Annotated in this window: 10 protein-coding genes; 3 read left to right on the forward strand and 7 right to left on the reverse strand. The window is 44.5% G+C overall.

What is annotated here, in order from left to right:
* Positions 1-54: 54 nt before the first annotated feature.
* Together HMPREF9065_RS02785 and lrp are read right to left on the reverse strand one after the other, a co-directional pair.
* The gene (locus HMPREF9065_RS02785; RefSeq protein WP_021616531.1) at positions 55-2,823 is read right to left on the reverse strand and encodes a DNA translocase FtsK; all 2,769 of its coding nucleotides are present in this window, start codon (positions 2,821-2,823) and stop codon (positions 55-57) included.
* Between the two features lie 11 nt (positions 2,824-2,834).
* Positions 2,835-3,320, reverse strand: a complete 486-nt coding sequence (gene lrp / locus HMPREF9065_RS0109525) for a leucine-responsive transcriptional regulator Lrp (RefSeq protein ID WP_033002642.1) — start codon at positions 3,318-3,320, stop codon at positions 2,835-2,837.
* Positions 3,321-3,547: 227 nt separating this feature from the next.
* On the opposite strand from lrp, the gene yegQ reads away from it, so the two are divergent.
* Positions 3,548-4,936 carry a prephenate-dependent tRNA uridine(34) hydroxylase TrhP gene (gene yegQ / locus HMPREF9065_RS02780; RefSeq protein ID WP_021616533.1) on the forward strand — a complete coding sequence of 463 codons (1,389 nt, stop codon included), beginning with the start codon at positions 3,548-3,550 and terminating at the stop codon, positions 4,934-4,936.
* A 175-nt stretch (positions 4,937-5,111) separates the two neighbouring features.
* Here the strand turns inward: yegQ and HMPREF9065_RS02775 are convergent, their stop codons facing one another.
* From HMPREF9065_RS02775 to queA, 4 genes are all read right to left on the reverse strand, one after another.
* On the reverse strand, positions 5,112-5,333 hold the full coding sequence (locus HMPREF9065_RS02775) for a sulfurtransferase TusA family protein (protein ID WP_021616534.1): 222 nt from the start codon (positions 5,331-5,333) through the stop codon (positions 5,112-5,114).
* 18 nt (positions 5,334-5,351) lie between these two features.
* Complete coding sequence (locus tag HMPREF9065_RS02770) at positions 5,352-5,870, reverse strand: hemerythrin domain-containing protein (protein ID WP_021616535.1); 519 nt, start codon at positions 5,868-5,870, stop codon at positions 5,352-5,354.
* Positions 5,871-5,953: 83 nt separating this feature from the next.
* Entirely contained in the window at positions 5,954-7,105 is a 1,152-nt protein-coding gene (tgt, locus tag HMPREF9065_RS02765) for a tRNA guanosine(34) transglycosylase Tgt (RefSeq protein WP_021616536.1), read from the reverse strand.
* A gap of 343 nt (positions 7,106-7,448) precedes the next feature.
* Positions 7,449-8,540, reverse strand: a complete 1,092-nt coding sequence (queA, locus tag HMPREF9065_RS02760; protein WP_021616537.1) for a tRNA preQ1(34) S-adenosylmethionine ribosyltransferase-isomerase QueA — start codon at positions 8,538-8,540, stop codon at positions 7,449-7,451.
* A 253-nt stretch (positions 8,541-8,793) separates the two neighbouring features.
* Here queA and HMPREF9065_RS02755 point away from each other — a divergent pair, with 253 nt between their 5' ends.
* Entirely contained in the window at positions 8,794-11,166 is a 2,373-nt protein-coding gene (locus HMPREF9065_RS02755) for a carbamoyltransferase HypF (protein WP_021616538.1), read from the forward strand.
* A 287-nt stretch (positions 11,167-11,453) separates the two neighbouring features.
* Complete coding sequence (locus HMPREF9065_RS02750; protein WP_033002660.1) at positions 11,454-12,269, forward strand: shikimate 5-dehydrogenase; 816 nt, start codon at positions 11,454-11,456, stop codon at positions 12,267-12,269.
* Between the two features lie 168 nt (positions 12,270-12,437).
* Here the strand turns inward: HMPREF9065_RS02750 and HMPREF9065_RS02745 are convergent, their stop codons facing one another.
* Positions 12,438-13,082 (reverse strand): hypothetical protein, encoded by a 645-nt coding sequence (locus HMPREF9065_RS02745; RefSeq protein ID WP_021616540.1) that lies wholly within the window; start codon positions 13,080-13,082, stop codon positions 12,438-12,440.
* Positions 13,083-13,505 lie beyond the last annotated feature (423 nt).

Consider the following 13,505-nt stretch of genomic DNA (forward strand, 5'->3'; position numbering starts at 1 on the left):
TGCACGACGGATTCCACGCCGCACTTTTTGGGTGGTTTAATATGTTAAGTGTCGTTAATATTCCGAACTACGCGCTAAAACCTCACGTTTTCCATTTTGAGCGGCGGAAACAATGCCTTGTTCTTCCAGCTGATCCATAATATTGGCGGCACGGTTGAAACCTACACGGAAACGGCGCTGAATGGCGGAAATTGAGGTCGTACCGGTGCTGACAACAAAATCTACTACTTCGTCAAAGAGCTCATCAATTTCACCGGAACGATCGATATTACGCTCACTGTCGCTTTCATTTTCATCGTTACCATCTAAAATACCATCAATGTAATTGGGTTTGCCGCGGGCTTTCCAATCATCCACGACACGCACGACCTCATCATCACTCATGAAGGCACCGTGAATTCGGATTAATTCGGTTGAACCTTGCGGAGAATAGAGCATATCGCCTTTGCCTAACAAGGATTCAGCACCAACGGCATCTAAAATCGTGCGAGAGTCGATTTTCGTTGCCACAGTAAATGCAATACGGCTTGGCACGTTCGCTTTGATTAAGCCGGTAATCACATCAACGGACGGGCGTTGAGTGGCTAGAATGAGGTGAATACCGATGGCGCGTGCTTTTTGGGCTAACCGGGCGATAAGCTCTTCCACTTGCTTACCGGCAACCATCATTAAATCAGCAAATTCATCCACAATCACGACGATATAACTGAGTTTTTCTAACGGCGGTGCGAGTGAATCCATGGAATCCCCCGGACGCCATAACGGATTCGGGATCGGCATATTTAAGGCATTATATTCATCGATTTTTTCATTGAATCCTTCGATATTGCGCACGCGCAAAGCCGACAATAATTGATAACGGCGTTCCATTTCATCTACGCACCAGCGTAAAGCATTCGCGGCTTTTTTCATATCCGTGACTACCGGGGTCAATAGGTGTGGAATGTCGTTGTAAATAGAAAGCTCCACCACTTTCGGGTCGATCATGATGAATTTCACCTCTTCCGGTTTTACACGGTACAGCAAGCTTAAAATCATGGTGTTAACCCCGACAGACTTCCCGGAACCGGTTGTCCCTGCCACGAGTAAATGTGGCATTTTGGCTAAATCCACAACGACCGGTTTGCCGCTAATGTCTTTCCCTAACGCCATCGAAAGCAAGGCTTTAGAATGGCGGAATTCATCGCTGTCTAAGACATCTCGCAATGGCACCATTTGGCGGTGATCATTTGGCGTTTCAATGCCGATATACGGTTTGCCGGGAATCACTTCAGCCACACGAATGGAACGAAACATCAATGCGCGCGCCAAATCCGTATCCAAACCGGTCACTTTGGAGGCTTTCACTCCGGGATCTAACTCCAGTTCATAACGTGTTACCACCGGGCCGATTAACACATCCTTTACTTTAGCCTTAACGTTAAAATTACGTAATTGCTGCTCAATGCGTTGTGAGGTTTCCACAATTTCTTCTTGGGTAATATTTTGTGCTTGTGAATGATGATGTTCTAATAAATCCAAGCTAGGTAATGGGGTAGTGGGTTTTTCCAAACGACTACTGTGTTGTTGGAAGGCAGGATGCACCAATGAATTGCCATAAGGTTTATAGGCTACGTTTTCCGGCGTCGTGGTCGGTAATTCAGGTTCTTGCACCATTTGCGGAGAGACCTCTTGCGTACCCATGGTTTGTATGTGCTGTTGTTCTTGCGCAATAAGTTGGCGAGCTAATGGATTGTCAGGCGCCTGTTCTCCATGTGAAGGTGAGTCTTCTCTAGGATAAACTAACGAAACTGACGGAATCACATCATCTTCGCTAAAATTGGGCGTGTAAAAATCTGATGCAAAATCGACCGCACTTTGTGTCTCTGGTTGACGATTTGTCTCGGTCATTGAGCGCGTAGAAACCGGTGTTGCCTGAGGTGGTACGTTGTTTTGTTGTTGCGCGATACTTACATGAGGCAACGGTTCGGTTGGCTCAAAATCCGTGACAGTAAAGGTTTTGGTTTCTGTTTGTGGCGGCGCTGTTGTGAGTGGCGTCGTGTTGTTATCCGCAGATTGGTCAACCGTTTGTAATCCATGAATAGTAATCGGTGTCGTTGTTAAGGAAGACGACGGTTGAGACGTTGTTTGATTTTCTTTGGCGAGCGGCGTCTGCGGGGGTTCTGAAGAAGACGCGGCGGCCGGCATTTCCGCGGTAACCTCGGTTTGTGGCATCACGTGTTCGTGCATAGTCGGGGGCGTTTCCGGTGAATTTTGCATGGTAAGCCACTGATAAAAACGCACGATCAGGCGAATAAAAGACGCCCCTGAACAGAAGATAAACCCTATCACGGCAAATACCACCGCAAGGCAAAGCAAGCCGAATTTACCCAAACTTGGATATAAGTTTAACGTTAAGCTTCCACCCAACACGCCACCGGCAAGGTAACTGGCGGTATTGCTGAGCGATAACGTGCAAATCACGGTTAAGCCACATAAGAGTAAAATAAAACCGAAAGAGCGCAATGCCACTTTCGTTCCGGTTAGGTGATTGAGGCGTTGGGTGCGAAGTAAATACAGAGGAATAAAACATAAGCTAAACGGAATAAGATTGCCGATATAGCCGAAAAAAACGAAAAATAAATCCACAAACCATGCACCCAGTGCGCCGGCTTTGTTGATGGTTTCTGATGAAAAACTGGAGGTTGCCCATGAGTTATCTAATGGGGTATAGCCTGACCAAGCAATAATTAAATAAAGCCCGAAAAGTGCGGTCAATCCGAGCAGTAAATTGCCTAAGTAGGTTTTCAAAGAAAAATGCGCTAATGTGTGTTTTTTTATCATAAGTGAGGGTTTTACTTTTGTTTTAATTGTAAAAAATTCGTCTGTTTGACTTCTTCCATGACTACATAAGTACGGGTATCGTTCACGCCCGGCAAGCGCAGCAACGTTGTTCCCAGCAATTTGCGGTAAGCCGCCATATCTGCCACGCGTGTTTTTAACAAATAATCAAAATCTCCGGAAACTAAGTGGCATTCTTGAATTTCTTCCAGTTGTTGAACGGCTAAATTAAACTCTTCAAACACATCCGGCTTGCCGCGAACTAAGGTAATTTCAACGATCACCAGTAAAGGCGAGTCCAATAATTCCGGATTCAGCAGCGCACGGTAACCCATAATGACACCTTGTTTTTCTAAACGTTTTACACGCTCTAAGCAAGGTGTTGGTGATAATCCCACCTTTTTGGACAAATCAATATTGGAGATTTTTCCGTTGCGCTGTAATTCATTTAGGATTTTGATATCGATGGCATCGAATGCTTTTGTGAGTTTTTTTTCCATGGCTGACTGATTGCGATTAACGAGAAAGTGGATGATTTTAGCGTAGCCGGCAGGAAATTTCAGTAAGAAAATCGCGTCATTTAAAAAACATGGGTTTGTTGCGTATAAACGGTAAATTTTTCCACCGCACTTATGCTTTACAAACCTCAAAATCTGCCTACAATACCCGTTCCTACGATTTGCCTTGTGCAAATTCCTGACTTGAAATCAGATAAGAAGAGACATTTATGACAACCCCATTTAAACCTGAATTACTTTCCCCTGCCGGCTCCTTAAAAAATATGCGTTATGCCTTTGCTTATGGCGCAGACGCCGTGTATGCCGGTCAACCGCGTTACAGCTTGCGCGTACGCAATAATGAATTTAATCACGCCAATTTAAAAATCGGCATTGATGAAGCCCATGCGCTCGGCAAAAAATTCTATGTGGTGGTGAACATTGCGCCGCACAATTCCAAGCTCAAAACCTTTATTAAAGACTTACAACCGGTTATCGACATGGGGCCGGATGCGCTGATCATGTCCGATCCCGGCTTGATTATGCTGGTACGCGAACACTTCCCTGACATCGATATTCACCTTTCCGTGCAAGCCAATGCGGTGAACTGGGCAACGGTGAAATTCTGGAAACAAATGGGGTTGACCCGCGTGATTTTATCTCGCGAACTGTCTCTTGATGAAATCGCCGAAATCCGTCAACAAGTACCGGATATTGAACTCGAAATTTTCGTACACGGCGCACTTTGCATGGCGTATTCCGGCCGCTGCCTCCTTTCCGGCTATATCAACAAACGCGATCCAAACCAAGGCACCTGCACGAATGCCTGCCGCTGGGAATACAAAATGGAAGAAGGCAAAGTGGATGAGGTGGGCAATATCGTGCCGAAATTTGACCCAAGCCAACAAATTGAAGTGAAAAATGTCGCGCCAACCTTGGGCGAAGGCGCAGTCACCGATAAAGTGTTCCTTTATACCGAAGCGCAAAATCCTGATGAGCAAATGACCGCCTTTGAAGATGAACACGGCACTTACTTTATGAACTCGAAAGATTTACGCGCAGTACAACATGTGGAAAAACTCACCGCACTTGGGGTACATTCCTTAAAGATCGAAGGTCGTACCAAATCCTTCTACTATTGTGCTCGTACCGCTCAGGTATATCGCAAAGCCATTGACGATGCGGCCGCCGGCAAACCGTTTGATGAAAGCTTGATGGATACTTTAGAATCCCTTGCCCACCGTGGTTATACCGAAGGTTTCCTACGCCGCCACACCCACGATGAATACCAAAATTACGACTACGGCTATTCCATTTCTGACCGTCAACAATTTGTCGGCGAATTCACCGGCAAACGTAATGAGCAGGGCATGGCAGAAGTGGCAGTGAAAAATAAATTCTTGCTTGGCGATGAAGTGGAAATGATGACGCCACAAGGCAACATCGTGTTTAAAATCAACAAAATGCTCAACCGTAAAAATGCCGAAGTGGATGCTGCCTTGGGTGACGGGCACTTTGTCTTCTTAGAGGTGCCGCAAGACATCCATTTAGACTATGCGTTGCTCATGCGAAATTTAGTTGATACCAACACGCGCAACCCACATGAAAAGAAAAGTTAATATTTTGTTAATCATTTGTTGATCTTGTTAATTACGTGTTGTAGTATAAACACGTCCTAACAAAATGACTCCAAACTTATTAAGCCCTTACTTCCCCCCTTTGAAAGGGCTTTTTTCTTTCCCTTGTTTAAAATTAAGTAAAAAAATGGCCGCACTTTTGCGGCCTTTTAATCAGTTATTCACATTTCTTCTTAATTTTCAATATGCGTTGCGCCTGATCCTCAAAATCAATAAACAACTGCTGTGCTTCGCAAAATAAACGAAAATCTTCGATGTCACTTTCCGTAGCAAGCCACACCGTCAATACATCATTTGGAGCTAATGTGTTAACGGCATTTTTCGTCATCAATAACGGCAGAGGACAACGATACTCACGCGTATCAAGTTGATATTCCATAATTTAAATCAATGATATTTAGCTTTGTACGCGACGACGAGCACTCATGATGTCGCCGATTTCGCGTAATTCCGATTCCGACAAATGTTGTTTACCAAGCTCAAATAACGGCTCTTCCAACGCGATATGTTTATCGTAACCTGACACAAAATGATTGATCAATTCCACATCGATATTCTCGCGCTCATCCTTTAACAAGGCTTGCAACTGTTCAGATAACTTCGTCCAGCTGTCATGTAGCGTGACGTGCTGTCTTTCTAATTCATCAATGTCTTTTTGCGCTTCCGGCACATATTTCACCAACAGTGGGAAAAAATCTTTTTCCTCATCATCATGGTGCAACGGGGCTGACTGATTGAAATAATTGAGAATCTGCTGAACGTCATTTTTCACCGCTTGATTGCAACCGTTTTTTGCCAAATAATCAGGCAAAATCGTTAATTGCCGACAAAAACGTTTCACTTTGCCATGGCAGGCATACAACATTTCAATGGGTTCATTCCAACTGGCGAATTTTTGAGGTTCAAGGATTTGCATAGGGCCTCCTGTGAGAGATGAAAGTGCGGTGGAAAAAACACGTCAATTTTTCACCGCACTTTTTACGGATGATTTTTAGCTGATTATTTTTCTGTTTCTGCAAGTTGTAACGGCGGAACAGGCTTGCCGATTCTCGCATAAAATTCCACCACGAAATCATCGAAGCGATCGTCTTCAATGGCTTGGCGGATTTCCGCCATTAAACGTTGGTAATAACTCAAGTTGTGGATGGTGTTTAGGCGTGCTCCGAGGATTTCGCCACATTTATCCAAATGATATAAATAGGCTTTGGTGTAATGCTTACAGGTGTAGCAATCACAGTGCGGATCTAATGGGCTGGTGTCGTCTTTGTATTTGGCGTTGCGGATTTTCACAATGCCGTCGGTGACGAATAAATGACCGTTACGTGCATTACGGGTTGGCATGACACAGTCGAACATATCGATACCGCGGCGTACGCCTTCCACTAAGTCTTCAGGTTTACCTACGCCCATTAAATAACGTGGTTTATCGGCGGGGATTTGCGGGCAAATGTATTCTAAAATGCGGTGCATATCTTCTTTCGGTTCGCCCACGGCCAAACCGCCCACGGCATAACCATCAAAGCCGATGTTCACCAAACCTTCCAAAGACACTTTGCGTAATTCTTCAAAGGTGCTGCCTTGGATAATACCGAATAGGGCGTTTTTGTTGCCTAATTCATCAAAACGGTTGCGGCTTCGTTGTGCCCAACGTAAAGACATTTCCATGGATTTTTTGGCGTAGTCAAACGTTGCAGGGTAGGGGGTGCATTCATCGAAAATCATCACGATGTCGGAACCCAAATCATATTGGATTTCCATGGATTTTTCCGGTGATAAGAAAATGCGTTCGCCGTTGATCGGATTTTGGAATTTCACGCCTTCTTCAGTAATTTTACGCAATTTGCCCAAGCTGAACACTTGGAAGCCACCGGAATCGGTGAGGATAGGACGGTGCCATTGCATAAAATCGTGCAAATCGCCATGTTTACGCATGACTTCTTGCCCCGGACGAAGCCATAAATGGAACGTGTTTCCAAGGAGGATTTCTGCGCCGGTCGCGCGAACTTCTTCCGGTGTCATGCCTTTTACCGTGCCATAAGTGCCTACCGGCATAAACGCCGGGGTTTCAACCGTAAAGGTGCCTTGTGGGCGTTCAAATACCAAGCGGCCACGACGGGCGTTGCCGCTGGTTTTATCTAATTCATACTTCATTTTATTTCCTCAACGAATAAACAGTTCGAAGGTTTTTAGTCAATAAAAAAGCCTGTTTAAATATACAGGCTTCATGTTATAATTTTTGCAATGTTCTTAGGAACAGAGGCGGACTCTACTAATGATAGTCCGCCAGTTGCCGCTGTCGGGCTAGATTAGTAGATCCTTGTTTGTAATCATAAGGATAAAAATATGACTACATTTATCATTAAGTTGGTCATCATTATTCTACTTTGCCTGTTATTGAAAAGTAGCACTGGCTCATAGTAGTTGATGCCGCAAGGAATGGTTCCCACCATTCCTTGTTTTTTATTGTAGGCGCTGACTTAAAATAAGTCAATTTCTATTCCATTCCCTTCACATTCGGATTTTTGCTGATAAACATAGCATCGCCATAACTGAAAAAACGATAGCGATTTTCTACCGCACTTTTATACGCATTCATGGTATGGCTAAATCCGGCGAACGCTGAAACCAACATAATCAACGTGCTTTCCGGCAAATGGAAGTTAGTAATTAAACAATCCACTATGCGGAATTTTTTGCCCGGATAAATGAAAATAGACGTATCGGAAAAATACGGTTCAATTAACGCCGCACCTTGTTTTTCTTCTGCCGCCAATGCAGCACTTTCAATGGAACGCACGGAGGTTGTCCCCACAGCAATCACCCGTTTGCCGGCTTTCTTGGTGGCTAAAATGGCATCGCAAACCTCTTGCGGTACTTCCACGTATTCCGCGTGCATGACATGATCTTCAATATTTTCAACACGCACCGGTTGGAATGTTCCCGCGCCCACATGCAAGGTCACAAAAGCGAAATTGACGCCTTTTTCTTTCAGTTTTGCCAAAAGTTCATCATCAAAATGCAAACCGGCTGTCGGTGCGGCAACCGCCCCCGGCACTTTGTTATAAACGGTTTGATAACGCTCTTGATCCGCTTCTTCGTCAGGACGATCAATATAAGGCGGTAAAGGCATATGCCCGATTTGTTGTAAAACGTCAAAAAGTGCGGTCTGTTTTTCAGCGATTTCAATTTCAAATAAACTGCCTTGGCGACCAACCATCAAGGCTTTTACACCGTTGCCTTCGCCTAATTTATCTTCACCTAAAATCAGTTCAGCCCCTTCTTTCGGCGCTTTAGAGGCGCGAACATGGGCAAGGAAACGGGATTCGCTTAATACGCGTTCCACCAAGACTTCTATTTTTCCGCCACTGATTTTGCGCCCGAACATACGCGCAGGAATAACACGGGTATTATTGAAGATCATCAAATCGCCCGGATGAATCAACTCCAACACATCGGCAAAAGTGCGGTGGAAAATGTCCCCGTTTTCGCCATTTAACTGTAATAAACGGCTGGCAGTTCGCTCTGTTTTAGGATAACGGGCAATCAATTCATCAGGTAAATCAAAATAAAAATCGGCAACACGCATAATGGAAAATCTGGTTTGAAAAAGAGGGCGGTAGTCTAGTGCGAATCTGGGAGAATCTCAAGGGGAAACTGGCGCAAACCTGCCTAGACCCTCACTATTATCGCATCACGACATAAGATTCTTGATGAAGATCATCGTTTTGGCATTTTTTAGAAATGCCTCTCATCATAAAGTAATAAGCACGCTAAAATAGCGCCACTTAAAATAGCCACATTTCATCATGTGGCGATGATGTAATAGCAACAGGAAACATATGCAAGGCATTGAATTACGCATAAAAGGCAAAGTGCAAGGCGTGGGATTTCGTCCCTTCGTCTGGTTATTAGCGAATCAATACGGATTACGCGGCGATGTCAACAACGACGGGCAAGGCGTACTGATCCGCCTGTGTGAACCAACAGAGCAACACCTGCAACAATTCTTGCATGATCTGCAAACCCAACTGCCCCCGCTTGCGCTGATTACCGACATTCAGCAGCAGGAAAAACAATGGGAAAATCCACCGCACTTTGACGGCTTTGAAATCCGTGAAAGCGAAAACAACGCCATGGATACCCAAATCGTGCCAGATGCTGCAACTTGCTCCGCCTGTTTGAAGGAGTTATTTGACCCGACCAATCGGCGCTATCATTATCCTTTTACGAACTGCACCCACTGCGGTCCGCGTTTTACCATTATTAAAGCCATTCCCTACGATCGCAAAAACACGTCCATGGCTGATTTTCCTCTCTGCCCTGATTGCGCTGAAGAATATAAAAATCCAGCCGACCGTCGTTTTCATGCGCAACCGAACGCCTGTGCCGTGTGCGGACCTCATGTTTGGTTAAGCAATCAGCAAGGCGCAATTATTGATGAAAAAACACCGATAAAAACCACCGCACTTTTCTTACAACAAGGCAAGATCGTTGCAGTGAAAGGCATCGGCGGTTTTCATCTTGCCTGTGATGCAACTCAGGCTGATGCGGTGCAATTACTGCGCGACCGCAAACACCGCCCAAGTAAACCCTTGGCAGTGATGGTGCCGGATGTGTCTTTTTTAAACGATCTCACCGAAACAGAAATCACCTTACTCACCAGCACGGCTGCGCCCATTGTGCTATTGGCAAAACACAAAGTCCCCTCATTAGTGGAACAGATTGCGCCACAACTCAATGAAATCGGCGTGATGTTGCCAAGCAACCCGTTACAGCATTTATTATTGAGAGAAGTGAATCGCCCATTAGTGATGACCTCTGCCAACCCAAGCGGACAACCGCCGGTATTGGAAAACCCAAGTGCGGTTGACAAAAAACAACGTTTTTTGAACGTTGGCTATGCCAACGGCCCCGAAGGGGTGAATAAGCGAACGAGTGAGCTTATGAATAAATGTTTAAGTAACTTGGCGGATTATTTTCTCTGCCACAACCGCGATATTTTGCAACGCGCCGACGATTCCTTAGTGCGTGCCGCTTTCGATGGCGTGGAAACTTTGCGCCGAGCGCGAGGTTATGTGCCGGACGAAACCCTGTTGGATCAGCACAGCGTGCGCAATGTGCTGGCATTGGGGTCTGATTTAAAAAACACGTTCTGTTTGTTGCGCCAAAATAAAGCCATCGTCAGCCAACACATTGGCGACACCTCGAACGAAAAAGTGCGGTCACAATTAGAAGCGAATATCGATCTCTTCTGCCAAATCTACCAATTCAAACCGGAACTTATCGCCATTGATTCACACGCCGGTTATTTTACCCATGAAGTGGGTAAACGACTGGCTGCACAACACAAAATTCCTTATGTAGAAGTGCTCCACCACCACGCCCACATTGTCAGCGTGATGGCAGAACATCATTGCCATGAACAGGTTATCGGACTTGCGTTGGACGGCATCGGTATGGGGGAAAACGGGCAACTTTGGGGCGGAGAATGTTTGTTGGTCGATGAAAAACACTGCCATTATTTAGGCGGTTTACCTGCGGTGGCGTTGCCGGGGGGCGATCTTGCCGCCAAACAACCTTGGCGCAACTGGTTAGCGCATTTGCATCAATTCGTGCCTCACTGGCAAGAAATCGCCGCCCAAACCTGCGCCAACTATGACTGGCAACTGCTCGCTAAGGCCATTGAGCGCAATCTCAATAGTCCACGAATTTCCTCTGCCGGTCGCTTATTTGATGCGGTGGCATTTGGCTTGGGCATCACACCGCCACAACTGAGCTGGGAAGGCGAAGCGGCCTGCCAATTAGAAGTGCTTGCCTCGCAATCCGTGCTCGCCAGTTTGCCATTTGATAAAATTGAGCTTCCAATCTTAATGCCACTTAACACTGAAAATAAATTGGATCTTGCCCGTTTCTGGCAAGCTTGGATTGCGCTCGATTCGTCCAACGCCGATAAAGCCTTTATTTTTCACTATGCGTTAGCAGAAGGTTTCGCTCAGTTGGCTCGCCAACAGGCTCAACGCCACCATTGCAAAACCATCATGCTTTCCGGTGGCGTATGGCACAACCAATTATTGCGTCGATTGATAAAAGAACAGTTAGCTGAATTTAAGGTATTGAGTGCGCATCAGTTTCCGATGGGAGATGGGGGATTGAGTTTGGGGCAGGCAGTCATCGCGGCTCAACTATCGGGATTTCACCCGATGGGCGAGTAACTTTTCTTTGCTTCGCCAAAGAAAAGTCACCAAAAGAAAAGCGACCCCAGCTTCACCGCAATTCTTCGCTCACTTGCAATTTTTTTAACGAAAATTTTCGAACTCGCTACGCTCAAACAAGCGAAAATTTCCTAAAAATTGCAAATCGCTCAGGCGGCTCAGATGGGGCCCAATCGTCTTATTTTTGCATGATTCGTGAAAGTGCGGTCGGTTTTCCAAACGTTTTATGGATTATCATTTGCTATACTGAACGCATCTTTTTTATCTATACCAACGGGAGGATTCCTATGCTTAATAAAGATACCCAACTCTGTATGTCCCTCTCCGGTCGTCCAGGCAACTTTGGCACCACATTTCATAATTATCTTTATCAAAAACTTGGTTTGAATTTCATTTACAAAGCCTTCACCACCGATGATATCGAACACGCCGTCAAAGGTATTCGCGCGTTGGGTATTCGTGGAAGTGCCGTGTCTATGCCGTTCAAAGAAAGTTGCATACCGTTTTTAGACGAGATCTCGCCTTCCGCGCAAGCCATTGAATCGGTGAATACCATCGTCAATGACAACGGTGTTTTACGCGCCTACAACACTGACTACATTGCCATTGTTAAACTGATCGAAAAATACCAATTGAATAAGAACGATCGCGTGATCGTGCACGGCAGTGGCGGGATGGCAAAAGCCGTCGTGGCGGCGTTTAAACATTCAGGCTTTGAAAAACTCAACGTCTTCGCCCGCAACGAAAAAACAGGCAGCTATTTAGCCGCACTTTATGGCTATGATTACCTTTCATCCCTCGACAAACAAACTGCCGATATTCTCGTTAACGTCACGCCAATCGGCATGAAAGGCGGCAAAGAGACATTAGATCTTGCTTTCCCCGAAGCCATGATCCGTCAAGCCAAAACCGCATTTGATGTGGTTGCTCAACCTGCCGATACACCATTAATTAAAACCGCCCAAGCCTTAGGTAAACAAACCATCTCCGGCGCGGAAGTGATTGTGTTACAAGCCGTCGAACAATTTGAACTCTACACCGGTAAAAGACCAAGCGAAGCACTCATCACCGAAGCGGCAGATTATGCGAGAAAAAATGCGTAAAGTGCGGTGGGTTTTGAGCGTGTTTTATCATTTAGACTTTATCGATAGCGCGCGTCTCCTGACGCGTGCTGAAAACAAGAAATAAGGCACGCGTCAGGAGACGCGCGCCATCGTTGGGGGCTTCTTTGGGTCCAAGCGTGGACGCTTGAACCATCATGAAGATTTATATTAATTAGCTTTATAAGGAAGATACTCTATTTTATAAAATGCTATAATATGAAATATTGATATTACTATAAAAATAGACCACCAAGGCAGACCCACATTTTCCATATATAATGAATATCTATCTATAAAATTAAACTTTCCTTTTAATATTCCCATAAGATATTTTACTTTATCTATATGTGATATTAAAAAAAGAGAAAGTCCAAATAAAAACACCAAAAGATACTGAAAAACATCTATAACAAAACCAATTATAATGGACATGAATTTATATATTTTAATAGATAACCCAATACGTTCAACAAACATCAGCTTTAACTCACCACATGACGATATAAAAGATTTCTTAAATTCTCTACATAAATAAGGAACCATAAACCCCCAAAAAGTTAATGCTATAAAAATAACAAAACAAATTGCTTCATATTTATGTAAATTATACCCAATCACAATGTGAATCAAAAAAGAAACTGCAAAAACAACATTTATAAAACCAAATAAATTCAAAGAACCACGAATATATTCATTAGATAATAATTTACAATTCCAATACATCTTATACAATTTATCCATAATTTTCCCCTTTGATAGCGCCAGCGTCCACGCTGGTGCTTCTTTGGGTCCAAGCGTGGACGCTTGAACCATTTTTTGCCTAGGGTAACAAGTTACCCTAGGTTAAGCATAGTCATTCCCCTTTGGGGAATTTAAAGCTCCAAAAGTGCGGTTGAAATCTAAAACGTTTTTCACATAAAAAAACAACGACATTATGCAGCAGTTGCACAAAGCTGAAATGACGGTCACTGAGCTTGTCAAAGTGTAAGTAATTTCAGCTTCTCCGATACACAAAACTAATGCTTCGACAGGCTCAGCAAGCGTTTTGTGCATTAATACCGAAAAACAATCCAAAATTCCACCGCACTTTTATCCAATAACCTCAAATAAAATCCTCGTATAAATTGCCCGAACGACTTGGCATTTTTAGGAAAATTTCGCTTTGTTTGAGCCACGCAGTGGCGAGTTCGAAATTTTCCGTGAAGAAAATGACAATAAAGAGAGGAACAGCAATTT

This window comes from Aggregatibacter sp. oral taxon 458 str. W10330 (assembly GCF_000466335.1).
In the GTDB taxonomy this organism is placed as follows: Bacteria; Pseudomonadota; Gammaproteobacteria; order Enterobacterales; family Pasteurellaceae; genus Aggregatibacter.

Bases quoted from the DNA above. Each gene is read 5' to 3' on its own strand.
- HMPREF9065_RS02775 (WP_021616534.1), bottom strand. From the start codon at position 5,333: ATGGAATATCAACTTGATACGCGTGAGTATCGTTGTCCTCTGCCGTTA.
- lrp (WP_033002642.1), bottom strand. From the start codon at position 3,320: ATGGAAAAAAAACTCACAAAAGCATTCGATGCCATCGATATCAAAATC.
- HMPREF9065_RS02745 (WP_021616540.1), bottom strand. From the start codon at position 13,082: ATGGTTCAAGCGTCCACGCTTGGACCCAAAGAAGCACCAGCGTGGACG.
- queA (WP_021616537.1), bottom strand. From the start codon at position 8,540: ATGCGTGTTGCCGATTTTTATTTTGATTTACCTGATGAATTGATTGCC.
- HMPREF9065_RS02785 (WP_021616531.1), bottom strand. From the start codon at position 2,823: ATGATAAAAAAACACACATTAGCGCATTTTTCTTTGAAAACCTACTTA.
- HMPREF9065_RS02755 (WP_021616538.1), top strand. From the start codon at position 8,794: ATGCAAGGCATTGAATTACGCATAAAAGGCAAAGTGCAAGGCGTGGGA.
- HMPREF9065_RS02750 (WP_033002660.1), top strand. From the start codon at position 11,454: ATGCTTAATAAAGATACCCAACTCTGTATGTCCCTCTCCGGTCGTCCA.
- HMPREF9065_RS02770 (WP_021616535.1), bottom strand. From the start codon at position 5,870: ATGCAAATCCTTGAACCTCAAAAATTCGCCAGTTGGAATGAACCCATT.
- yegQ (WP_021616533.1), top strand. From the start codon at position 3,548: ATGACAACCCCATTTAAACCTGAATTACTTTCCCCTGCCGGCTCCTTA.
- tgt (WP_021616536.1), bottom strand. From the start codon at position 7,105: ATGAAGTATGAATTAGATAAAACCAGCGGCAACGCCCGTCGTGGCCGC.